The sequence below is a fragment of the Pectobacterium peruviense genome, from assembly GCF_003312355.2.
Classification (GTDB): Bacteria; Pseudomonadota; Gammaproteobacteria; order Enterobacterales; family Enterobacteriaceae; genus Pectobacterium; species Pectobacterium peruviense.
Genome location: NZ_CP161826.1, coordinates 3,716,645 through 3,740,116 on the forward strand (window position 1 = coordinate 3,716,645; position 23,472 = coordinate 3,740,116).

General features: G+C 53.3%; 18 protein-coding genes. 11 read left to right on the forward strand and 7 right to left on the reverse strand.

Annotated elements, in window-relative coordinates:
* Window positions 1-40: 40 nt before the first annotated feature.
* The 4 genes from DUT67_RS16785 (at window position 41) to DUT67_RS16800 (ending at window position 9,301) form a co-directional block, all read left to right on the forward strand.
* Window positions 41-4,105 carry an Ig-like domain-containing protein gene (locus tag DUT67_RS16785; protein WP_223254590.1) on the forward strand — a complete coding sequence of 1,355 codons (4,065 nt, stop codon included), beginning with the start codon at window positions 41-43 and terminating at the stop codon, window positions 4,103-4,105.
* A 412-nt stretch (window positions 4,106-4,517) separates the two neighbouring features.
* Complete coding sequence (locus DUT67_RS16790) at window positions 4,518-5,942, forward strand: TolC family outer membrane protein (RefSeq protein ID WP_113627591.1); 1,425 nt, start codon at window positions 4,518-4,520, stop codon at window positions 5,940-5,942.
* Window positions 5,943-5,981: 39 nt separating this feature from the next.
* On the forward strand, window positions 5,982-8,120 hold the full coding sequence (locus tag DUT67_RS16795) for a type I secretion system permease/ATPase (protein WP_113627592.1): 2,139 nt from the start codon (window positions 5,982-5,984) through the stop codon (window positions 8,118-8,120).
* 11 nt (window positions 8,121-8,131) lie between these two features.
* Entirely contained in the window at window positions 8,132-9,301 is a 1,170-nt protein-coding gene (locus DUT67_RS16800) for an HlyD family efflux transporter periplasmic adaptor subunit (protein ID WP_113632020.1), read from the forward strand.
* Window positions 9,302-9,394: 93 nt separating this feature from the next.
* Here the strand turns inward: DUT67_RS16800 and DUT67_RS16805 are convergent, their stop codons facing one another.
* Complete coding sequence (locus tag DUT67_RS16805) at window positions 9,395-10,603, reverse strand: glycoside hydrolase family 28 protein (protein ID WP_113632021.1); 1,209 nt, start codon at window positions 10,601-10,603, stop codon at window positions 9,395-9,397.
* 850 nt (window positions 10,604-11,453) lie between these two features.
* Here DUT67_RS16805 and pelI point away from each other — a divergent pair.
* Complete coding sequence (gene pelI, locus DUT67_RS16810) at window positions 11,454-12,509, forward strand: pectate lyase PelI (protein WP_113632022.1); 1,056 nt, start codon at window positions 11,454-11,456, stop codon at window positions 12,507-12,509.
* A 365-nt stretch (window positions 12,510-12,874) separates the two neighbouring features.
* Here the strand turns inward: pelI and uxuA are convergent, their stop codons facing one another.
* Entirely contained in the window at window positions 12,875-14,071 is a 1,197-nt protein-coding gene (uxuA, locus tag DUT67_RS16815; RefSeq protein WP_113632023.1) for a mannonate dehydratase, read from the reverse strand.
* 267 nt (window positions 14,072-14,338) lie between these two features.
* On the reverse strand, window positions 14,339-15,073 hold the full coding sequence (locus DUT67_RS16820) for an FCD domain-containing protein (protein WP_113627596.1): 735 nt from the start codon (window positions 15,071-15,073) through the stop codon (window positions 14,339-14,341).
* Window positions 15,074-15,284: 211 nt separating this feature from the next.
* On the opposite strand from DUT67_RS16820, the gene DUT67_RS16825 reads away from it, so the two are divergent.
* From DUT67_RS16825 to DUT67_RS16850, 6 genes are all read left to right on the forward strand, one after another.
* Complete coding sequence (locus DUT67_RS16825; protein WP_113632024.1) at window positions 15,285-16,478, forward strand: carboxylesterase; 1,194 nt, start codon at window positions 15,285-15,287, stop codon at window positions 16,476-16,478.
* Between the two features lie 85 nt (window positions 16,479-16,563).
* Window positions 16,564-17,808 carry a SpoIIE family protein phosphatase gene (locus tag DUT67_RS16830; RefSeq protein WP_113632025.1) on the forward strand — a complete coding sequence of 415 codons (1,245 nt, stop codon included), beginning with the start codon at window positions 16,564-16,566 and terminating at the stop codon, window positions 17,806-17,808.
* Window positions 17,809-17,821: 13 nt separating this feature from the next.
* Complete coding sequence (locus DUT67_RS16835; protein ID WP_113632026.1) at window positions 17,822-18,376, forward strand: SiaB family protein kinase; 555 nt, start codon at window positions 17,822-17,824, stop codon at window positions 18,374-18,376.
* Between the two features lies 1 nt (window position 18,377).
* Entirely contained in the window at window positions 18,378-18,830 is a 453-nt protein-coding gene (locus tag DUT67_RS16840) for a DUF1987 domain-containing protein (RefSeq protein WP_011092685.1), read from the forward strand.
* Window positions 18,817-19,524, forward strand: coding sequence for a GGDEF domain-containing protein (locus DUT67_RS16845; RefSeq protein WP_011092684.1), 708 nt, complete (start codon window positions 18,817-18,819; stop codon window positions 19,522-19,524). Before DUT67_RS16840 ends, DUT67_RS16845 begins: the two co-directional genes overlap by 14 nt.
* A gap of 79 nt (window positions 19,525-19,603) precedes the next feature.
* The gene (locus DUT67_RS16850; protein WP_113632027.1) at window positions 19,604-20,497 is read left to right on the forward strand and encodes a LysR family transcriptional regulator; all 894 of its coding nucleotides are present in this window, start codon (window positions 19,604-19,606) and stop codon (window positions 20,495-20,497) included.
* Here DUT67_RS16850 and DUT67_RS16855 read toward each other — a convergent pair.
* From DUT67_RS16855 to DUT67_RS16870, 4 genes are all read right to left on the reverse strand, one after another.
* Window positions 20,494-21,219 (reverse strand): sulfite exporter TauE/SafE family protein, encoded by a 726-nt coding sequence (locus tag DUT67_RS16855; RefSeq protein WP_223254591.1) that lies wholly within the window; start codon window positions 21,217-21,219, stop codon window positions 20,494-20,496. The genes DUT67_RS16850 and DUT67_RS16855 overlap by 4 nt on opposite strands.
* Window positions 21,220-21,463: 244 nt before the next feature.
* Entirely contained in the window at window positions 21,464-21,751 is a 288-nt protein-coding gene (locus DUT67_RS16860) for a hypothetical protein (protein WP_223254592.1), read from the reverse strand.
* Window positions 21,752-21,806: 55 nt separating this feature from the next.
* On the reverse strand, window positions 21,807-22,892 hold the full coding sequence (gene mltB, locus DUT67_RS16865) for a lytic murein transglycosylase B (RefSeq protein ID WP_113632028.1): 1,086 nt from the start codon (window positions 22,890-22,892) through the stop codon (window positions 21,807-21,809).
* A 136-nt stretch (window positions 22,893-23,028) separates the two neighbouring features.
* Window positions 23,029-23,370, reverse strand: coding sequence for a zinc ribbon domain-containing protein YjdM (locus DUT67_RS16870; protein WP_113632029.1), 342 nt, complete (start codon window positions 23,368-23,370; stop codon window positions 23,029-23,031).
* Window positions 23,371-23,472 lie beyond the last annotated feature (102 nt).

A 23,472-nucleotide genomic window follows, 5' to 3' on the forward strand; every position in this document is an offset into this window, starting at 1 on the left:
GGCCACATCAAATGACGCTACCCTGACAACATCCGTTATCGTGGACACCATTGCCCCAACATTAAACATCGTCTCCTTTACGTCAGACAATGTGCTCAACGCCACAGAAATGACGACAGAGCAGGCGATTACGGGTACCGCCTCAGTCGCAGATGCTGGGCAAATTGTCTCGATTAGCCTGAATGGGAAAACCTACAGCGCGCAGGTTTCCGTAACAGGAGTCTGGACGGTTAATGTTCCCGCGTCCGATCTGGCGCAGCTCGCGGATGGCAGCCACACCATCACGGCGACCCTCACCGATAAAGCGGGCAATACCACCACCGATACGCAGGCTGTTACCGTCGATACCGCCATCCCGCTGCTCGGCGTCACGCTGTTTGATGACAACATTCTGACACTGGCAGAGGCGCTGGCAGGCGGAGCGATTACCGGGACGGGCGAAATAGGTGCCACCGTGACGCTCACCGCAGGGCCGTTAACCGGCACGACCACCGTCGGCCCAAATGGAACCTGGACGATCCCCGTGCTGTCTGTCGATTTGCAAAGCCTGATGGACGGCGCGCAGGTCATCGGTGTAACGCTGACCGATACATCCGGCAACACGACACACGTTGATGCCACGCTGGACGTTGCTCTCAATAAAACGCTCGGCGCAGGTATTAACGATATCTTCGGTAATGATGGCATCCTCAACCTGGCCGAATCGCTAGTGACGCAGGTCATCAGTGGTAACGCGACGGGTAACTATCTGGGCGCGAAAGTACAGGTCACAGTGTTAGGCACCACGGTGGAGGCCACGGTGGGCGCCAACGGTGCCTGGAGCGTTTCACTTCCTTCGACGTTATTCAATGGATTAAGTAACGGGCTGTTGCAGGTGAATGTCGATATCGTCGACTCACACGGCAATGTGAAAAACCAGTTGGTTAACATTGACGTACTGAAATCCCTGCCGGTGATTGATTCCGTCGTCGCTTTCACCGATGGTGCGCTGAATGCGGCCGATGTCGCCACCAGCCAGATTATCAGCGGCGTGGTCAGCAATGTGAATATCGCCGCGGGCGCGAGTGTCACCGTGACGCTAGGTAACACTATTTATGCCGGTATTGCCGTCGGCGCTGGCGGAGCTTGGAGCCTGTCCGTTCCCGCCCTTGCTTTGCAAGCCTTGCAGGATGGTACCTTAGCGCTGGGCGTGGCGGTCACCGACCATGCGGGCAACACCACCAGCCAGATCGTCAACGTTCCAACCATCATCAGGAATCTGCCGAGCATTACGCTCAACCCGGTCTTTGGTGATAGCGTGCTCAATCTGACCGATCTGCTGGTCAACCAATCCCTCAGCGGCACCGCCACGGGTCTGGTTGGTAGAACCATTACGCTCAGCGTCTCAGGCTCACAAATAGCGACAGCCGTCGTCGGGGCAGATGGCAAATGGAGTGTCGCAGTCACCCCTAGCGTATTGGGTATTCTGCAAGGGTTGGGCAACGGTGATTTCACTGTGGCTGCAACTGCAACAGATACCGTGGGCAATAGCGCCAACGGTAGTGCAGGTATCAAGTTCGATTTCACACAGCCTGTGATTACGCTGAACCCGGTGTTTGGCGGCGATGGCTTCCTCAATGCCGCAGAAGCCGTGGTGGCACAAACAATCGGTGGCGTGGTTACCAATGCAAGTGTGGGATCGCAAGTTACCGTTACCCTTGGCAGCAAAACGTTCCTGTCTACTGTCGGGGCGGGTGGCATATTCAGCCTGACGCTGCAACCGTCAGATCTTAGCGCACTGGCAGATGGCAGCGCGACGCTTGGCGTGTCCGTCACCAATACCTCCGGCAACATTGGCACAGTCAACAGCGCCATTAACATTATTGCCAAAAACTTGCCGACGATTAGTCTTGGTTCGCTGTTTGGCGGCGATGGTTTCCTCAATGTCGCAGAGGCGGCGCTGACGCAGACGATCAGCGGCACGACCACCAACGCGATAGCAGGATCGTCGGTGGTGATACGCATCGGCACCCTGACATTGAACGCCACCGTAGCCAGTGACGGCACCTGGAGCACCAACGTAACGCCGCTGCAATTGTCCGGTCTGACCAACGGCAACCTCACCGTCAGCGCGACAGTGACCGATCCGGCAGGCAACAGCAATGGCATCAGCACTGGCCTTAATATTGCCATACTGCCGCCAACCATCACGCTTAACACGCTGTTCAACAATGGCGTGCTGGATCTCACCAGCCTGCTGAGCGCACAAACGATCAGCGGGACAACAACCAATGTGGCAGCGGGTACCGCCCTCAATGTCACATTGGGAAGCAAAACCTACACCACAACGGTCGGTGCAAACGGCAGTTGGAGCCTGCCGGTTCCTAACCTCGATCTGAAAGCCCTCACCGATGGTGTCAATAACATCGGCGTCCGCCTGGTGGATGCTGCGGGTAACGTGGGCGAAAGAACCGGCTCTCTGAGCGTGGCGATTAATGCCCAGCCAACGCTGACCATCAACCCGCTCTTTGGCGGTGATGGTTTGCTGAATGCGGTCGAAGCGGCTGCGGGTCAGCTCATCAGCGGCACCAGTACCAATGCGATAGGTTCCACTATCCAGATCTCGCTGGGTACCAAGACGTATTCTGCCGTGGTGCAAAACAACGGGACCTGGTCCGTCAGCCTGCCATCACTCGATCTCAATAGTTTGACGGACGGAACGCTCTCTCTCAGCGCGTCGTTGACCAACTCAGCAGGAAAAACGACCAGCGCGGGTGCCTCGGTAGGCGTGGGCGTTCACGCGTTGCCAACCATCAACCTCGGTTCCCTGTTTGGCGGAGACGGTTACCTGAATCTAGCTGAAGCTGGCGTGAACCAGATCATCAGCGGAACCACGACCAATGCGGCTGGCGGTAATGTCACGCTGACCGTGGGTGGACTCGTGGTCAGCGCTGCCGTCGCCAGCAACGGCACCTGGAGCATCAGCGTACCGAGCGCCAACCTGCTTAACATTACCGATGGCAATTTATCCGTCGGCGTCAAAGTCACCGATCGCTATGGCAATACCAACAATACTAGCGCCAATGTCATTGTCAAAACTCACCAGCTACCGCAGTTGGGTATTGACGCGGTGGGGTCGCTGGTGGGGAACACCGTTGGCCTGTTGGCGAACGGCGTCACCGTCAGCGGGACATCACGCTACGTGCAGCAGGGTGCAAAAGTTAACGTCACGCTGCTTGGTCAAACGCTACAGGGGACTGTCGGTGCTGATGGCAAATGGAGCGCACAGTTCACCAGCTCGTTGTTGGGCATCAACATTTTCAACGTGGCCGCGATTCTTACCGCGCTGCTGGGCACGGCGGTTGAAGCTTCCGTCACCGATCAAGCGGGTAACTTTACTGGGGTGTCCGCCGGACTCACATCCGGTGTCTCCCTTGGGTTGCCGCTCATGAGCATGATGGCACTGGATGTCGACGATCACAGTCTTGCTCAGGTGGCCTCGCTGTCTATTGAACAGACCGATAGCGAGGAAAGCACCGATGTGCAAACTCTGCATGTCAGCTCGAAAGTAGCGGCAGCTGCACTCAGCGATACAACCACCATCGACAATAGCGCCAGCACCGAAGTGGATGACAGCGTGTATGCCATCGGCGGCGTCGTCATCAGTCTGGCCGACGGCAGTGTGCAAACAGGTACGGATGTCGAAGGCGGCGAAGGGGATGATCTTATTACGCTCTCAACCCTCGACTTTACCCAGATCGATGGGGGCGACGGCATTGATACGCTGGTTCTGGATGGCATCGAACTCAATCTGGATCTCACCGCGTTGGGGCTGAAAATCGACAACGTGGAGATCTTCGATTTAGGCCAAAACGGTACCAACAGCATCACGCTGGATCTCGACCGCGCCCTGAACGTCACCGACCGGCCAGAAGATGATCTGCTGATCCTCGGGGGAGAAGGCAGCAAGGTGAACCTGATCCCGGGTGACGGAGCCTGGAGCACGGTAGGACAGCGCGATGTTGATGGCCAGCACTTTGATGTCTACCACCATTCATCGCTGGATAGCGCCAACAGCCTGGGAGACGTACTGGTGCAGCAAGGGCTGCTCGTCAATATGGTGTAACGGCAGTCCTCTTATGATGAGGTTTTACTGTTACCCGGCGTAAAAATTATGCAGCGGTGGGCATGAGCACCGAGTGAGCGGCATGGATGCCGCGAAAGTCAGTGCCGCGTAGGGAACGCGTCACTGGCGGCTCGAATCGTGCTCATGAACACCGATGGAACCGCGCCAGCGGCATAATTTCCGCCAAAAGCCTGGGGTCTCGGGGCGAGCGGCGTTTGAGCCGTCCCGAGTCGGGCGCGTGCTACGAGGTAGCATAAAAATAGCGCCATTATCGCGCACGAAACAGCCTCAACAGCAGCATAGAAATATGACGAAGAGGGAAAGTGGAAGGGGTATTAACGCATTTTGCCAGCGCGCCCTCTCCCTCCTTTAAAGGAACTAAAACAAAGAGTAATGAAAACAGGGGCAATTGATGCACACACCATTTTTTATCAGATTTTTTATCAGGGGCATGTTTTTTCCGCGCAATCGCACTTTTCTAACTCACACACCGCGTTATGTGCTGGCACTCGGGCTGGCCTGCACCAGCCTTCCCTTCTTCTATAGCGCGCCGTCGCTCGCTCAGACCGTCGCGTTTGACTGGTCCGCCGCACCAACAGAACAACAGGTCGAGAGTCTGGATCTCAAGCAGGCCATTCTCCGCGCGTTCGCACGCAATCCGCAAATCGCCCAAGCCTCAGCACAAATTCGCGTCGGCGACGCCGATCTGCGCGTGGCGCAAAGCGCCTGGTTTCCGCAAATCGGCCTGAGCGGTAACGTCGGCCGGTCAGATCAAAGTGATACCGGTGGCACGATGAGCAGCAACTCCACCGCAGGCATCACGCTGAAACAGCTCCTGTACGATTTCGGCAAGACAGGCGGCAGCATTGATGAGCAGCACAGCCTGTCAGATGCCTACCGCTACCAGCTCTATGGCATCATGACCACAGTCGGCCAGCAAACCCTACTCACTTACCTGAAAATCAAACGCTATCAGGAGCTGAATCAGGCGGCCGAACGCAATATCACCTCACTCAGTCAGGTAAAAGATATCGCGACGCTCCGCTCCGAAGCCGGACTCAGCACGCAATCTGACATCCTGCAAGCGGAAACCCGTATCGCAGGCATGAAGGCGACACTGGAACAATATCGAGCGCTGGAACGTTCCTCACTGGCACAGCTCAGCGTGTTGACCGGCGTCCTCCCCACCGCCCTGCCCGACCTGCCACGGGTGCTGCTGCAACAAAAAATCACGCTCAAAGCGCTCCCTTACCAGCAGAGTAATTCAGTGTTGAGCGCGCAGTCCAAGCAGGAAGCCTCGCGCCACCGGATTCGTCAGGCGGAAGCCCAGCACTGGCCAACCGTTGCCGTACAGGCGGGGCGTACCCGCTATGAAACCGATCGGCGTAATTACTGGGACGACCAGCTACAGCTGGTTGTGGAAGCCCCGCTGTATCAGGGCGGTGCCGTCAGCGCACGCGTTGATGCCGCATCAGGCACGCGCGAAGCCGCGCAGGCCGAGGTCGAAGCAGCGAAGCTGGATATGAACCAGAAAGCGGCAACGGCCTATGCCGACCTCATCGGTGCACAGCAGCGCGAAAAAGCCAGCCAGCAGCAAATCACCAGCGCGACCTATACGCGCAACGTTTATCAGGATGAATACAAGCTCAGCAAACGCAGCCTGAACGACCTGCTCAGCGTCGAACAAGACGTGTTACAGGCCGAAACCTCACGCATCGGCGCGTTATACGACGGCTGGGAGGCGGCGGTGAACTATGCTGCGGCCGTCGATAATCTACTGGATATGCTGGGTATTGAACGTTATCAAGCCAGTGGCGAGACGCTCCCGTCGCTGTAAGCCGGCTTGCCTGCCGGATAAGAACATGCAGGAATGTAAATGACACAAGTCACCAACACTGAGATCTGGATTGCCGCGATGGCGCGCGCCGCCGCCCACTACGGGCAAGTGGTCGATGCCCAGTCGGTACGCCAGCAGATGAGCTGGTATGAACAGCTTCCCATCGCCCGCCAGTTAGAACAGATCAGCCACCTGATGGGGCTAACCATCAGCCTGCGACACGTGGAGAAGATCCGCTGGCGCAACAAAATTCTCCCCGTGCTGGCGGAAACCGATGACGGCGGCGTTATAGTCATCGAATCAGTGAATGACGAGGGAATCGCCACCTACTGGCTGGATGATGGCGGCGATCTTCAGCGTGAAGCAGCACTGACAGAGCTCATCAAACACAGTCAGGGCATTATTGTGCTGGTCGGCATCGCCGAGCGTGGTCGAGACTCCCGCATCGATGATTTCGTCAAACCGTATCGCAAGCACTGGTTCTGGCAACATTTTCGCGGAGCAAAACGGCAGATCGGGGAAATCTCTCTGGCGTCTATCGTGGGTAACGTTCTCGCACTGGCGGGGATCCTGTTCTCCATGCAGGTGTATGACCGCGTGATCCCGGCGCAGTCGATCCCCACGCTGTGGGTGCTGTTTTTCGGCGTGCTGCTGGCTGCCGCCCTCGAATACGCTATCCGTTTGTCGCGCACCGTCGTCTCCGATTTAATGGGCAAGAGCATCGATCTGAACGTGTCAGGGATGCTGTTCGCCCGCGCACTGGCGATAAAAAATGAAGCCCGCCCGAAGTCCACAGGCTCGTTTATTTCGCAACTGCGGGAAATCGATCAGGTGCGTGAGTTGCTGACCTCAACGACCGTCGGTGCCGCAGCCGATATGCCGTTTGTCTTTCTGTTTCTCGGCATCATGGCGATGATCGGCGGCCCGTTAGTGTTTATTCCCATGCTGGCAATCCCGCTGATTGTGATCCCCGGCCTGATGCTGCAATGGCCGATGGCAAAGCTCGCCAAAGAAGGAATGCGTGAAAGTGCATTGCGTAATGCGGTGCTGGTCGAGTCCATTGAAGGGATCGAAGATATCAAAGCCTTGCAGGCTGAACCCTACTTCCAGCGCCAGTGGGAGCAAACGCACGAAGTCAGTGCCTCAATCGGGATGAAGCAGCGCGTCTGGGGTGCTCGACTCAGCGGCTGGGCATCAACCGTCCAGCAGTTAACCTATGCTGGCATGCTGGTGTTCGGTAGCTATCTGGTGCTGGCAGGCGATATCACCACCGGTACGCTCGTGGCCTGTAGCCTGCTGTCTTCCCGTACCATTGCCCCGCTCATGCAGCTCACGATGGTTTTTTCGCGCTGGCAGCACGCCAAAACCGCTATGACCGGACTGGACGATCTACTGCAAAAACCGCTGGATCGGCCGGAAGAGGGAAAAATAGCACACTGCCCGATCCTTCAGGGTCATTTCCAGCTCCACAACGTCCAATACAGCTACGATCCCGAGCAGGGCGATACGGCTTTACAGATCGTGAAACTGGACATCAAGCCGGGGGAAAAAGTGGCGCTGCTGGGTAAGGTCGGCGCAGGTAAATCTACCCTGCTCAAGCTGCTCGCCAATCAGGCGACCGCGACGCGCGGCAAAGTCATCATTGATGGTGTCGACATCAGCCAGATCGACCCGGCCGATGTCCGCCGCCAGTTGGGTTTCCTGTCACAGGACTCCCGCCTGTTCTTCGGCAGCCTGCGGCAGAACCTGATGCTCGGTAATCCACACGCGACCGAACAGGAGCTGCTACAGGCACTGCGTATTAGCGGCGCGCTCAGCCTGATCCAACAGGACGCCGCCAGCCTAGATCGTATCATTCATGAGGGCGGGCGCGGTTTATCCGGCGGGCAGCGGCAGATGATCCTGCTTAGTCGGATGCTGTTACGTAATCCTCAGATTGTGCTGCTCGATGAACCCACCGCGTCGATGGACGAGCAGTTGGAAGGCCACGTTATTCACCAGTTAAGCAGTTGGCTCACGGGCCGTACGCTGGTTCTGGTAACGCACCGCCCGGCCCTGCTCAGGTTGGTTGACCGCGTGATCGTTATGGATAGCGGACGCATCGTGGCAGATGGCCCGCGTGACCAGATTTTGAAGGCCGTCAGTAAACCGGCAGATAGCGCACAAAGCGTGGCGTAAGGGGAAACACAATGAGTAGCATCACGATCCATGATGACCTGAAACGCCAGGGTCGACGCGTCTCCGTCATTATCTGGCTCAGCCTGCTGGGGCTGGTCGTGTTTTTTGTCTGGGCCAAATTCGCCGTGCTGGATGAAGTGTCAGTCGGGAGCGGTAAGGTAACCCCGTCGACCCGCGCGCAAGTGATTGAAAGTCTGGATGGCGGGATCATCGGCCAGCTCTATGTGCAGCAGGGTAACGTCGTCGAGAAAGGACAGGTGTTGGCACAGTTGGACATCAACCGCTTTCAGTCTGTCTACGGCGAAGCGTTCTCGCGCGTACAGACGCTGCGGGCGTCGGCTGAACGTCTGCACGCCGAACTCAGCGGAGCACCGTTAAAATTCAGCGCAGAAACCACGAAGGAGCCTGCGCTGGCCGCGCGGGAACGTCAGCTTTATGAATCGCGTTTGCGCAATCGCGATGAAACGGTCGCCAACCTTCAACAGTCGATGCAGTTGGTGGAGCAGGAGCTGCGGATGACGGAGCCGCTGGTACAGCGCGGTGCCGCCAGCGCCGTTGAGGTGATCCGATTACGCCGACAAACTACTGAAATACGCGGGAAAATCGATGAAGCACGCAATCAATACGCCGTGCGGGCGCGGGAAGAACAGGTCAAAAACAACGCCGATCTGGAGGCACAGATGGAAGTGGTCAGCGGAAAAGCCGACCAGCTCAAGCGCGCCACCATCACGTCCCCAGTGCGTGGGATTGTGAAAGACATTCAGGTAACCACTGTTGGCGGGGTGCTGCAACCGGGCGGTAAACTGATGGAGATCGTACCTCTGGAAGATCAGTTGCTGATCGAAACGCGCATCAATCCACGCGATATTGCCTATATCCGACCGGGTTTGCCTGCCACGGTAAAAATCACCGCCTATGATTCTTCCATCTACGGCAATTTAACGGGTGAAGTCGAAAGCGTGTCGCCCGATACCCTTCAGGACGAAGTCAGGCGCGATCAGTTTTATTATCGCGTCTATGTGCGAACGATGCAGGCGGAGCTGACTAACAAGGTGGGTGAGAAATTCCCTATCGTGCCCGGTATGGTCGCCAGCGTCGAGATAAGAACGGGCCAGAAAAGCGTGCTGGATTATCTGATTAAGCCGCTGAACAAGGTCAATGAAGCGCTGCGTGAGCGTTAAGTCAGCGCACGGTACAATGAGTATAAGTCACAAGCAAAAGCGCCGCTCGGCTTCCCGTGCGGCGCTGTCATGACAAAACAACGAATAATGGAACTACTTCTTAACGTTGACGTTCTTGATTTGCCATGTGCTGTCGCTGGTCAGTTTGACATTCTTCATCGTCACTTCTATCGGCTTTTTAGCATTCTCACCGTTCAGTACCACGACGCCCTTGGTTTCAGATGTCACATCCTTAAACGTGATGTCGCTCCAGTCCGGGACATTACTCCCTTCTTTTTTCTCATACACCGTATCAATCACGATCGGTTTCGCCACGTTCTTCATCACGACATTGCTATACCGAACACCGTTGACCACGCCAGCGGCCGATTTGTCGCTTTTAATGCGTAAGCCATTGGTGGTGCCGTTCATCTTCAAATCATCGACAGTGGCGTTATAAACACCCATGGTTTCGCTACCGATCGACATGCCATGTCCGGTACCAAAGTCATTATGGAGGATGGAGATATTGCGTGTTTCTGCCCGGCCTTTATACGCTTTGATCGCGACGTTATCGTCACCCGTTGAAATATTACTGTAGGCAATAGTGATATTTTTTGACGACATCGGATCAATACCATCGGTATTTCTGGCGGTGGACGGCGTTTTAATCGTGGTTTTCCACGCGGTGAAACCATCACCATCGCTGAACACGACGTGGAAGTTCGGAGAGTTAATGAGAGAGACGTTATACAGCGTAAAATTCTTGCTCTTATTAATCTGAATCAGCCGAGGGGTATTCTGTTTTAACTTTTTCACTTTGGCATCGGCGGCCAGCTCCCACCAGCTCACCTTTTTATCCTGAAGCTTCACGCCCCCTTGCCCATCAATGGTGCCCGGCCCGTAAATTCCACTATTCGTGGTACTCACGGCGGTAATAAAAGCATCACAGCCTTTACCGTTTTTATCAACCACACCACAGGATGAAGGTGCGTTCTCAAAAGACTTGGCGTTATTTATAGCCCGCAGGGTCACCCCTTTGTCGATTAATAAGCTGGCGCCTGAAGGTAGGGAAAGCGGACCGCTGAGAAAGACGGAAGAACTTCCCGCGCTCAATCTTACCGCTTTTCCCTGCCCGCAATTATTCAGTGCTTTTTGAATGGCACTGGTGGCCGTGCTGCTATCTGCTTTAAGCACCGCACAAGAAGTCGGTACTTTCGGTTCGCTCACCGTTCGCGAATCAGAAGCCCATGCCGAAGCACTAAACAGGCCGATAAGGCCCAGTGATAATGATAAAACGCGTTTGCCTGATTGATATTCCATGTCAAACCTTACTTTATAGATATCCGCAATGTTGTTGTCACTAAAAAAGGAATTACGCTTCCTTCTGGCTTAATAAGAAAAATAAAACGCTTTTATAGAAACTAAAAATTGTCGGACATACACATGTAGATTAATAAAAGTCCATTTACATAAAACCTTGTCTATACCCGTCATACTTCAAGTTGCATGTGCGTTGACTGCGATACTCGGCACACTTGCGTGTGTCTCGCCCCGCTGGGGCCGCTGCAAGCAGCGTTCAAACCTACCTTTGGCAGATTTGTCACTCACCCGAATCACTTACTTCTGTAAGCTCATCGGGATTAAATGAGAGACATCCTGTCTCTCGCCGAAGGCCAGCCGTTGGCTGGTCAAATTCGTTCCAGACGAATTTGTCATTCTCTTGCCGCCTGCCTGAAACTCGAATTATTTAGGGTATGTGTTTCTTGGAAAAGACATACGGTTTACGCGTGATTAAATTATCACCAGAAAATTAAATGAAGTATCAACAGAACGTGGAAACAAAACGAATCCCGTCACGTGCATCTGTCGGCGAGTGGTAAGATTTTTCTCTCTTCAGAGATATTCATTTTTCTTATTTTTTAATAAGAACCTTCCGAATCCTTATTAATTATTCAAAAAATAATTAAATAAAATATAATAAACAATTAATAAAATTAAATATAAAATAATAACAGACTAAATTAAATAATCTGATTAATCTCAACAATTCCGCCGAATTATTATTCATTTCATACTCTCTACTATATAATCCCCCTCGATGCGCTAGGACTCCCTCTTTATTCCCTAAATAAAGAGAAAAAATATCCGTTTAATTTACAAGGAAAAACACATGTTTAAGTATTTAACACCGATATTTTTATGTACTGCTGCTTTTTCTTTTCAGGCTCAAGCTGATGACACTATGTTAATGCTGCTGAAAAAAGATAATGCTACCTATTTAAGTTGGTCTACCGATGCAGGCAATGTTGTTCGTCAGGATGTGTATCGCAGCACCAATAATAATCAGGCTGGCAGCGAAAAAATCGCAGAACTCAATTCCACCGACAGAACCTTTACGGATTTAACCGCTAATCCGAAGTCGGAATATTGGTATTGGGTGGATACGGTTAGCGGCAATAATAGCGTTCAGAAATCTAACGCAGCCCCGACCAACGCCAGTTTGGATCCGGCACCACTTCGCGCAGCGTCACTTAAGGCTGCCAGCTCAGAATGTAAAGCGGGCGCGGTGATCAAAGATAAAACCGTCGACTGCGGCGGTATTACTCTGGGTCTGAGTTGTAAAGGCGACGGTGACGATCAGCCCCCTGTTATCACGCTGGAAAATGCCAGCATCAAGAACCTGCGTATCTCTGAAAAAGGCGGTTCTGACGGTATCCACTGTAAATCAGGCAACTGCCGTATCGAAAACGTGATCTGGGAAGACGTCTGTGAAGATGCAGCAACCAACCTGGGTAAAACCATGACCATCGTCGGCGGTATTGCACATAACACCACCAATGGCCCTGGCGGTAAACCGGACAAAGTGCTGCAACAGAATGCCAAAAACAGCCACACTATCGTACAGGGCAATTTCACCCTGACAGGTCAACACGGCAAACTGTGGCGTTCTTGCGGTGACTGCACCAACAATGGTGGCCCACGTAACCTCACCATCATCAGCGCAACCGTTAACGGCACCATCGGCAGCATTGCTGGTGTAAACCGCAACTTTGGTGATGTCGCTGAAATTCGCGATCTACGCATTAAAAACTACAAAGAAGGTAAACCGCCTGTATGTGAAGAGTTTACCGGTGTAGAAAAAGGCAAAGGCGAATCACCTAAACACGGCGAGAAATGGGATACCAAGAACTGCAAAGTCAGCCGTTCAAACGTGAAAGCTCTGTAATTCTGCTGGCATAATTCATATCTATACCCTAAATAATTCGAGTTGCGTGAAGGCGGCAATCGCGTGACAAATCGGTTTTAAACCGATTTGAACAGCGCTAGCGCTAGCCCGAAGGGGGAACCTCATTTATGAGGTTCATTAATCCCCAGGAGCTTACTCAGGTAAGTGACTGGGGTGAGCAAGGACAAATTGGCTTAGCCAATTTGAACGCCGTTTACGGCGGCCCTTCAGGGCAAGGCTCAGAGATGAGCAGAGTATTGCCAACGCACAAGCAGCTTGAAGTATGACGGGTATAAACCCCTCTGGGGTCCTGACGCATCAACCTTCACCAGACCGTGCTACTAAGCACGGTCTGTTTCATTTCATCAGCCCTGCTGCAACTCGGTAAACCGCGTGCGCTTCAGCGCCAGCTCAACACCACGCAGTTCAGCCAGCCCTTTCAAACGCCCAATTGCCGAGTAGCCGGGGTTGGTTTTCTTTTTCAGATCGTCCAGCATCTGATGCCCGTGATCTGGCCGCATCGGGATCGGACGACGATCACCCGCGTTTTGACGACGCAGCTCTTCTGCCAGAATGGCATTGATGATCGCCACCATGTCCACATCCCCTTGCAAATGCGCCCCTTCGTGGAACGAATTGGGATTCTCTTCGCGACAGGTAGCACGCAGATGGGTGAAATGCACACGATCGGCAAACGTTTCCAGCATGTTAACCAGATCGTTATCTACCCGCACACCGTAAGACCCCGTACAGAAGGTAAAACCGTTATGAAGGCTATCAACCGTCTGCTTTAACCAGCGCATGTCGTCAATCGTGGACATCACACGCGGCAGCCCAAGAATCGGACGCGGTGGATCGTCGGGGTGAATAGCAAGGCGGAGACCCGCGGCTTCCGCCACTGGCACAATTTCGCGGAGGAAATGCCCAAGATGCTCACGCAGCCTGGCATGGTCGATACCATCATACTCCGCCAAGCGCCCACGGAATTGCTCCAGCGTATAGCCCTCTTCGGACCCCGGCAGACCCGCGATAATATTGCCCGTCAGCCGCGCAATATCCTCTTCGCTCATCGCACGGTAGTAGTCGGCAGCCTGTGCCTGCTCATCCGCCGTGTAATCTTTTTCAGCACCGCTGCGTTGCAGGATATGCAGTTCAAAAGCCGCAAAGGCAATATGATCAAAACGCAGCGCTTTTGAACCATCCGGCAGCGTATATTCCAGATCGGTTCGCGTCCAGTCCAGCACCGGCATGAAGTTATAGCACACCGTATCAATGCCGCACTGCGCCAGATTGCGCAGCGATTGCTGATAGTTGGCAATATGTTGCTGATAATTCCCTGTCTGAGTCTTTATCTCTTCATGAACCGGTACGCTTTCTACTACCGACCATACCAGCCCTTTCGCCTTCAATTCAGCTTTGCGCTTTTCAATCTCCTCAACGGTCCAAATTTCACCATTGGGAATGTGGTGTAACGCCGTCACCACGCCGGTCGCTCCGGCTTGCCGCACATCATCCAATGAGACAGGATCGTTCGGGCCGTACCAACGCCAAGTTTGTTCCATACCGAGTTACCCTTTTTTTGCCAAAATAGTGGTTTTCGTCCAGATAGCAAAAGCCTACCTCACCGAAATCGGCTGTCAAACGAAACTCACAAATTGATTGACCAATTACACAAAAAATCTGTTATTTGGACTAACAGCATGCATAAAAAGGCTATAGGAATGAAAAAACAGTCAAGAGCAGGGCTATTTGGTCTGACATATTTTTCTCTCCGTACACCGATGCGATGCCGGAGAGAAAGTTCACATAAGAAAAGACATACTGGGAAATTAGGATTCCAGACGTGAGGGAACAGACTCGAACAGGTAACCATCGAATGTGGGGTCGTCTACATTCGAGATTTCCAACAGTTTAATTTTTACATTCTCCAGATGCTGCCACATCGCCTGCCGCGCCATGTTCACATCACGACGCGATACGGCACGCAGGATCTGTTCATGATCGTCCAGCCACTGGCGCTGATAGCTGAAATCATCGGTATGGGAGTGAATTCCCTGCCACATTGGGCTGCGCTTACGTGCCTGCCAAACCTCATACACCATATTGGCTAAGACGCTGTTTTGGGTAGACTGCGCCAGCAGGCAATGGAATTGTTCATCGGCGCTTTCATCCACGCTGCCGTTCTCAAGCGATGCCTTTTCTTGTTCAATGGCCTGTCGCATCTTCACAATGTCACTCTTGGTCGCCTGCATTGCGGCAAACGCAGCGACTTCACCTTCCAGTAGCTGACGCGCCTGCATCAACTCGAAAGGACCATAATCGCTGTCCACGACGCTGTCTTTTCCCTGTGCCGTCGGGAGTTGCATGACATAGACACCGGAACCTTTGCGCACTTCAATCAGCTTTTCCAACTCCAGCATGATTAAGGCTTCACGCACCACGCTACGGCTGACGTTGTAGGTTTCAGCAATATCACGTTCGGGAGGCAAGCGGTCGCCAATCTGATAGTTTCCCTTCAGAATTTCCGCGCGAAGATTGTCACCAATCTGCTGATATAAACGCATACCGCCATCCCTTTATTCAACATCGGCCATCGTAATATTGGCCTGACCAAAAGACAGAAAAAACGCCCAATTTGTCTGAAGTATAACATGAAGCCCCACCGCGCCAGCACGTTGAGCGCCATGCATGCCAAATAATTTCAGATATAGTGGTGTCGAAACGCCATATCCCGTTAGCGAGCAGGTTGATGTTGCCAGCAGGCAAGGAGCATAAATGACAATAGACGTATTCCGGTTCGTTTCGTGGGCAGTCTGGAAACGAGTGATGACAGGTTTGTTCGCTATCATTGGCGTGCTTTTCGTCGTCGGATGCAATAGTAATCCGCGCGACATCACGCCATTAGGGCAAACATCATTCGAGCGTTATCAGCAAGACACTACACGCTGGGTAGCGCAGCATCGAGCCTTCCAAACCACGGATAAACAGCTGGAATTACGTTGGAACACGCCGAGTGAAACCCGTCCTGCGGGTCAACCGCATAAAGCGATTTTGCTGGTGCACGGACTGGGAGACTCACCCGGTTCGTTCATTGACGTCACGCCGGAATTGGTCAAACAAGGCTTTCTGGTCAGAACCGTTTTGCTGCCAGGCCACGGCACTCGGCCCTCCGATCTGTTGCACGTCACCGTTGATGACTGGCGCAAAGTGGTCGCCGAGCAGGCCGCCATCCTCAGTAAAGAGGTCGATGAGGTCTATCTGGGCGGCTTTTCGACCGGCGGCAATCTGGCTCTGGAATACGCCTCACAACATCCTGAAATCAAAGGATTGGTACTATTTTCACCGGCCATTAAATCCAACGAAAAATACGATTTCATGACGCCACTGCTGTCTGTGTTCACCGACTGGCTGATGCCACCGCGCCCCGGCTATCCTGAGCAGCTAGCGACCCGCTATATGCGAGTACCGACCAATGGTTTCGCCCAATATTACTATTCCAGCAGCGGTGTTCGTTCACAACTGGCCAAAAAATCTTATGACAAACCGGTGTTAATCGTGCTGGCGGAGCATGATTCCGTCGTCGATACGACCTATGTTGTTAACGCGTTCGATACGCAGTTTACCAATCCGCGCAGCCGCCTGATCTGGTATGGCGATCGCCCTGCCGGCGTGCATTCCTCGCGCGTGTTGGTACGAACCGGCTCGCTACCTGAATGGCGTATCAGCCAGTTTTCGCATATGTCACTCCTGTTTTCACCAGAGAATAAGGAATACGGCAAAACGGGAGCAATCGTCATTTGTGCCAATGGACAAACCAATAGCGACCTGGCGGCCTGCGCGGATCGCAGCACGCTGTGGTATTCCGACTGGGGATATAGAGAAAACGGCAAAACCCACGTGCGCCTGACGTTTAACCCTTACTTCGACTGGCAAAATCAGATCATGGCCAACGTACTAGACGCACAATAACCTTACCCAAAGCGGGTAATTGTCATCATTTGGTCATCAAGGGCAGGTATTTTTACTTAAAGATAAATCCGCCCAAAGATTAACCATGATCTCCATGTCCGTTCCTCGCGCCCGACCACTCCTCCGGGGTACTCCGGTGGCGCGAGATCTTTGTATTCCTTTGCCGGATGTTTCTCCTAACACCGACAACGCCACCGTATTGCAGTTGTTTAATAAAAATAAAGAATGGGTCAGCCTGCCTGTCGTTGAGGATGGACGCCCTTTCGGCTTAATCAACCGCCATATTTTTCTCTCGCAGATGTCCCGGCCTTTTTATCGCGAGCTGTACGACAAAAAGAGCTGCATCGCGTTTATGGATAAGAACCCGCTGATCGTTGATGCGCTGGCCTCATTAAACGACGTCGCCGATCAAACGGTCATTACTGGTGATAAATCGCTGACGGACGGTTTTATGATCACCGAGAACGGACGCTATATCGGTATCGGGCTCGGTATCGATCTGATCAAGGCCGTATCAGATATGCACCTGCGTCAACATCAGCAGATTATGCAGAGCATCGAATATGCCAGCGTGATTCAGGCCGCGATGCTGACGACGTCAACGCAGGCGATGTCCCGCTCGCTGGCTGACTGGTGCTTAGCCTGGGAGCCACGGGACTGTGTCGGCGGCGATTGCTATGCCTTTAAAACCTATCAAAACGGCTGGTTGGCCGCCGTCGCGGACTGTACCGGGCACGGCGTACCCGGCGCATTCATGACGCTAATTTTCTCTTCCGCACTGGAACAGGCACTCACACAGCACGGCCCAATGTTGCCAGCGCAGTTATTGCAAGCGATCAACCGCCACATCAAAGATACGCTGGGGCAACGCGGCGAATCACGGCAGCTTTCTACCTCTAATGACGGCTGCGATGCGATGCTGGTGTTCTGCGATATGACGCGAAACACGCTGACGTTTTCCGGTGCACGGATGCCAGCCTTCATGCTGCAACGCCACACCGGACAGATGACACCACTCCAGTGCGATCGTATGGGTATCGGCTATACCGAAACGCCTTATGACTACCAGTGGTCGAGCTACGAATTGCCGCTTCATGACAACGATATGTTTTTCATCACCACGGATGGACTGACGGATCAAATTGGCGGAGAACGCAGGATTATGTTTGGTAAACGTCGACTACAGGAGCACCTACAGCACTATAAAAACCAACCCATGCGTGAGCTGGCTAACCAACTCCTGTCAGCACACAAGATCTACCAGGGCGATCAGACCCGACGAGACGATTTAACATTTTGGGGCTTCCGACATTGTTCGACTTTTGTTTAATCAGGTAGGCAGAATGATGCCAAACATCAAATACACCGAGTTCTTTTCGCCCTCTCATCAGCATGACATCACGCTGTATTACGTGGGCTATTTTTCACAAAACATCATCAGTTCACTGGCTGAAACCATGCGGCTACAGCTGGAGAAAAAGCAGCTTCCCGCCGGTATCCGTCGCCGACTGTTCTCCACATTCGTGGAAATGGTACAGAACATCACCCGCTATTCCGCCACACAGTTAACCGCTCTTGAGAGCCCCGTCGAGGTTCGTCATGGCTCCGTGTGTCTGGGTTACGAAAATGGGAAATACTTCCTGTTGTGCGCTAATCCGGTACGCCCTGACGATGTCGAGAAGCTGCGGGGACGTCTTGAACCGTTGCGCGGTATGACGCTTGATGAAATCCGACTCGCCTACAAAGTCTCTCTGCGTGATGAAACCCCGTCATCAAGTAAAGGCGCGGATATGGGGCTGTTGACCGTCGCGCGTGATGCCAGTGAGCCACTCCAGTTTACGTTTCGGGCCGACGCATCAACGGGGCTATCTACGTTTTATCTGAAGGCAATCATTTGACATGAAAAATATAACGACCATAAGCAACCTCCATATTTCGGGGACATCCTGTACCCCGGCAGTTGATTTCCATTTTGACACACACCGTCTTTATCTTTCCGGCGAATCTTATCCTGAGAATGCGGCAGCGTTTTATCGCCCGCTGCTCACCGAGATTCAGGCATATCTGCATGCATTGACGACCTGCGCAGAAACGATGCCACCGGATGAGGCACTCCCGAGCATCGAAATACACGTCTCCCTGATTTACTTCAACAGCTCCAGCACCAAGATGCTGTTCAGTTTATTCAACCTGCTTAACCAAGCGGCTGAACAGGCGCTCTCTATTGCGCTGTATTGGTATTACGACAAAGACGACGACATTGCAGAAGAATTTGGTGAAGAACTCCACATCGATTTCCCTGCCCTGACCTTTCACAGCACGATTTTGAGTGATAATCATGAGCACAATTGAATTGTTTACACCGGAATATGACATTCTGCTCGCCGCGCGCAACATTGCTAACCAGCAGGAAAGGCCAGCAGAAGTCTATCGCGATACGCTAATGGCATTAACCGATCACTACCAGCGGTTGGTACGAGAGTCGCATCGCCTGATTTCACGCAGCGATCGGGCAGAGAAAGAGCTCAATCGTCTGAATGCGCAGCTCAATCAGTTGGCGGTCGAGTTAGAGTACAAAGCCAGCCACGATCCGTTGACCAGTGTGTATAACCGTGGCGCGATTATTGAACGTATAAACCACGCGCTGGAACGCAATCAGGCAGCGCTCATCGTGTTGGATATCGATCACTTCAAACAGGTGAATGATACCTATGGTCACCCTACCGGCGACGCCGTGATCTGCGATCTGGTATCACGCGTACAGCACGTCCTGAATACCACGAGCAGTATTGGTCGCGTCGGCGGTGAAGAGTTCACGATCCTGTTGGAAGGGCATACGCTCATGCAGGCCGTCGCCCTCGCCAGCCAACTCCATCAGGATCTCAACAGGATGCCACTCAGCGTGCTGCCACAGCAGCGCGTTACTGCCAGCTTCGGCGTCAGTTGGGCACCGCAGAAGACCAGTTTTGATGCGCTATACGGTGCAGCAGACGTAGCGCTCTATAAAGCCAAAGAAAAAGGAAGAAATAGGGTGGAGTTTCAATAAGTCACAGGCTGGGCGATTGCCGTCGCCCTGACTCGCGACCATAATAGTGGGTATCGGCTCACCCGAGACAGATTCCCCTATGCGATTCGATTTCACCGATCTCCGACTGTTTCTCAATATTCAGAAAGCAGGCAGCATTACCGGTGGTGCAGCGGCATCCAGCCTGACCGTGCAGGCCGCCAGCGAACGAATACGGGGAATGGAAGAGGAACTGGGCGTACCGCTGCTGTTGCGATCAAAAGCAGGCGTCTCGCTTACCGACGCAGGTTTTTCACTCGCACACCATGCCCACATTATCCTGCGTCAGGTAGAACATATGCGCAGCGAATTACACCAATACGGCAAAGGGCTACGCGGCCACATTCCCCTGTTGTGTAACTCGGCAGCGCTGAATGAATATTTACCCGCCCTACTTGGCCGCTATTTGGTGGTTTGTCCGCAGATATCCGTAGCGGTGAATGAAAAGCTCAGCCGCGATATCGTTGATGCGATCCGCAACCAAACCGCCGACCTCGGCATTGTGGCCGATTCCGTGACGCTAGACGGACTGGAAACTCGCCCGTTTCGTCAGGATGAACTGGTGGTTGTGGTTCCTCGTACCAGCATCTGGTCTGGCACAACGCAGCTTGCCTTTTCCGCCATCGCCGACGCCGAATTTGTCGGGCTTAGTGAAGGTGCTGCGTTGCAGGAACATATTGATGACCATGCCAGAAAGCTGGGAAAACGTCTGAATTATCGCGTGCGCCTAGCCAGTTTCGATGCCGTCACGCAGGTGATTCACAGCGGTATCGGCATTGGTATTCTTCCGCGACATGCGGCACAGCGGATGATGGAACGGCTAGAGGTTCACACCATCCCGCTGTCAGACGATTGGGCGACGCGCAATCTGGTTATTTGCGCCCGTCAGTTCTCCACTTTGCCCGGCTACGTTCAGGATTTCGTGGCGTTTATTACCGAAGCGCATGCGGATTAGAGCAGCCCGCGTGCCGCCATGTATCCACCCAGTGCAATCAGCCCGATAAAGAAGCAGCGCCGGAAAAGCGATTCACTAATCGCGTGGCGCAAACGTTGCCCTATCATCATGCCGAGTAGCGCGGGAATCAGCGCCAGCAACGACTGCCAGAGATCGATGCCCTCTAGACCGATCCCCCGCATGAGCTGTAACGCCAGCCCCAGCGTGGAGACGGTAAACGCCAACCCCAACGCCTGTACCAAATCGTTTTTATTGAGTCGCAGACATTGCAGGTAAGGCACGGCAGGAATCACAAAGACTCCCGTTGCCGCCGTGATTGCTCCAGTGATGTAGCCCACCAGCGGCGAGAGCCAGATTTCATGGCGTCCCGGCTGCGGCAAGGTCGTCGCCACGATGCCCCAGAGGCCGTAAACCACCAAAATACCGCCGAGCGCTGCGCTCGTCCATGACGACGATGAGGTTAGCGCGGGCAGCCCATTCCATAACGTCCCAATAATGATTCCGGCAAATAGCGTCCAAAACCGCTTAATCAGGCTAAGAAAGGCCGGGCCGCAGACGAGCTGCCAGATGTTGGTCACCAGCGAAGGAATAATCAGCAACCCTGCTGCGCTGGCTGCTGGCATGACCAGCGTTAACAGCCCCATGGCGATCGTCGGTAATCCCAGGCCAATCACACCTTTCACCATGCCAGCCAGCAGAAACACCACCATCATCGTCGTCATTGATTGCCTCGGTTTGCAACAGGTTGATTTACAAAAGACCCCACGAACGAATATTCCAATAAGGTGGCGGCGGGTGTCTATGCGGATTGTATTGAGGCTGATTCAAGGAAAATTGGAGGCAAAGGTAGCATTGGGAAGAGTGAGATTCTTGGAGTCACATCTTTATGCAGGCGCAGAGAGCGTTTCGTGCGCCATAATGCTGTTATTTCATGCTACCTCGTAGCACGCGCCCGACGCAGGGCGCTCAGTCGCCGCCGCCCTGCGAACCCTGGCTTCCGGCTAAATTATGTCGCTGCGCGATGCCATCGGTGTTCATGACCGCTACCCGAGCCACCAGTGACGCGTTTACTCGCCCCATAAATGGGGCTCGCCCTTCGGGCCAGCACAAGTGCTGTTCAAAAACGTCTCTGACGTTTTTGTCCGACGCGGCACTGGCTTTCGCGGCATCCATGCCGCTCACTCGGCGGTCACGCTCACCGCTGCATAATTTCTTACGCCGGATAACGGCCAACCCCCACTTACGTCCCTGCATTATGTAAGAAACAGCCCAGAGATTGTGGTCAGCCGTTATTAGCAAGCAACAAAATTTAGTAATTCTGGTTCTGTCGCGCGCGGCCTACCGCTTCGCCAAGCTGCCATACGGCCATCGCATAGTGCGTGCTGTGGTTGTAGCGCGTGATGGTGTAGAAGTTCGGTAATCCATACCAGTATTGATATCCCGTGCCGATATCCAGCCGCAGTAGGCTGGCTTCATTGTATCCCGCCAGCGAATGCTGTGGCGTTAACCCTGCGGCCTGAAGTTCAGTGAGTGAGTAGCGGGTATTAAAACCGTTCGGGAGTAACGGCGCCTGACCGTTTGCCGGCACCGCAACAGGCGCGCCCTTCACCCAGCCGTGCGCTTTGAAATAATTGGCGACGCTGCCAATCGCGTCCACCGGATCCCACAGGTTGGTGTGTCCGTTGCCGTCGAAATCCACGGCGTAATTCTTGAAAGATGAAGGCATAAACTGCCCGTAGCCCATCGCACCCGCGTAAGAACCACGCAGGCTGAGTGGATCGTTGCCTTCTTTACGTGCCATCAGCAGGAAGGTTTCCAGCTCGCCCGCAAAGTAATCGGCACGTCGTGGGTAATCAAACGCCAGCGTTGCCAATGCATCAATGATGCGCGTTTTCCCCATCACTCTGCCCCAGCGGGTTTCAACGCCAATAATGCCGACGATGATCTCAGGAGGAACGCCGTAAATATTCTGGGCACGCTGTAGCGCATCCTGATATTGATTCCAAAACGCTACGCCGTTCTGCACGTTGTCTGGCGTAATAAACTGATTGCGGTAACGGTTCCAGGCACCGTTCGGCCCTGAAGGCGGTCGTGATGTCGGGGCCTGTTTATCCATCAGACGGATCACCCAATCCAGACTTTTCGCCTGTACCAGCACATCATGCAATTGCTGACGATTAAAGCCATGTTCCAGCACCATTTTATCGACAAATCGCGCAGTGGCGGCGTTAGTCGCAAAATCACCGCCCAACGGATGGACATTGTGTGCAGGTTCAAGCAGGAAACCACCTTTGAAAGGATTCCCCGAAGGCGCTTCTGTGGGAGGAGGAGCTGGCTGACTGCTACAGGCAGAGAGCAAAACGAGCAGAGGGAGAAAACGAACCAAATGACGCATCAGATATCCGTATAGCCAGGTAAGAAATCAATATCAGCTATGGTAAAGGATTGTCTGATGTGAAAAAACCAGCCAGAGGTGAAAAAGTGCCGCGCACCGACCAAATGGAAGACCAGCGCGCATCACCACACTCGAATCAGTTTTTCTTCACAAACTCGGATTTCAGCTTCATCGGGCCAAAACCGTCGATTTTACAATCAATGTTGTGATCGCCTTCCACCAGACGAATCCCTTTCACGCGGGTGCCGATTTTCAGCGGAGTCGAGCTACCTTTGACTTTCAGGTCTTTAATAACCGTTACCGTATCGCCATCCGCCAGCAGATTACCGTTGGCATCTTTTACCACTAAAGCGTCATCCTGAGCCGCCGCATCACCCGTCGCCGACCACTCATTTCCGCATTCAGGGCAGTTGAGCATTTCACCCTCTTGCCAGGTGTATTCAGAACTGCATTTTGGACAATGAGGCAACTGTTGCATGATAAACTCCTGAAAAATTCATAATAAAAAAGTAATAAATATCATTAGGTAACTACCATATTTTCGATATTTTACCCTTTTATGCTCATTTTTGATAGTGAA

Bases quoted from the DNA above. Each gene is read 5' to 3' on its own strand.
- DUT67_RS16790 (WP_113627591.1), top strand. From the start codon at position 4,518: ATGCACACACCATTTTTTATCAGATTTTTTATCAGGGGCATGTTTTTT.
- DUT67_RS16795 (WP_113627592.1), top strand. From the start codon at position 5,982: ATGACACAAGTCACCAACACTGAGATCTGGATTGCCGCGATGGCGCGC.
- DUT67_RS16800 (WP_113632020.1), top strand. From the start codon at position 8,132: ATGAGTAGCATCACGATCCATGATGACCTGAAACGCCAGGGTCGACGC.
- DUT67_RS16805 (WP_113632021.1), bottom strand. From the start codon at position 10,603: ATGGAATATCAATCAGGCAAACGCGTTTTATCATTATCACTGGGCCTT.
- pelI (WP_113632022.1), top strand. From the start codon at position 11,454: ATGTTTAAGTATTTAACACCGATATTTTTATGTACTGCTGCTTTTTCT.
- uxuA (WP_113632023.1), bottom strand. From the start codon at position 14,071: ATGGAACAAACTTGGCGTTGGTACGGCCCGAACGATCCTGTCTCATTG.
- DUT67_RS16820 (WP_113627596.1), bottom strand. From the start codon at position 15,073: ATGCGTTTATATCAGCAGATTGGTGACAATCTTCGCGCGGAAATTCTG.
- DUT67_RS16825 (WP_113632024.1), top strand. From the start codon at position 15,285: ATGACAATAGACGTATTCCGGTTCGTTTCGTGGGCAGTCTGGAAACGA.
- DUT67_RS16830 (WP_113632025.1), top strand. From the start codon at position 16,564: ATGATCTCCATGTCCGTTCCTCGCGCCCGACCACTCCTCCGGGGTACT.
- DUT67_RS16835 (WP_113632026.1), top strand. From the start codon at position 17,822: ATGATGCCAAACATCAAATACACCGAGTTCTTTTCGCCCTCTCATCAG.
- DUT67_RS16840 (WP_011092685.1), top strand. From the start codon at position 18,378: ATGAAAAATATAACGACCATAAGCAACCTCCATATTTCGGGGACATCC.
- DUT67_RS16845 (WP_011092684.1), top strand. From the start codon at position 18,817: ATGAGCACAATTGAATTGTTTACACCGGAATATGACATTCTGCTCGCC.
- DUT67_RS16850 (WP_113632027.1), top strand. From the start codon at position 19,604: ATGCGATTCGATTTCACCGATCTCCGACTGTTTCTCAATATTCAGAAA.
- DUT67_RS16855 (WP_223254591.1), bottom strand. From the start codon at position 21,219: ATGACGACGATGATGGTGGTGTTTCTGCTGGCTGGCATGGTGAAAGGT.
- DUT67_RS16860 (WP_223254592.1), bottom strand. From the start codon at position 21,751: ATGCAGGGACGTAAGTGGGGGTTGGCCGTTATCCGGCGTAAGAAATTA.
- mltB (WP_113632028.1), bottom strand. From the start codon at position 22,892: ATGCGTCATTTGGTTCGTTTTCTCCCTCTGCTCGTTTTGCTCTCTGCC.
- DUT67_RS16870 (WP_113632029.1), bottom strand. From the start codon at position 23,370: ATGCAACAGTTGCCTCATTGTCCAAAATGCAGTTCTGAATACACCTGG.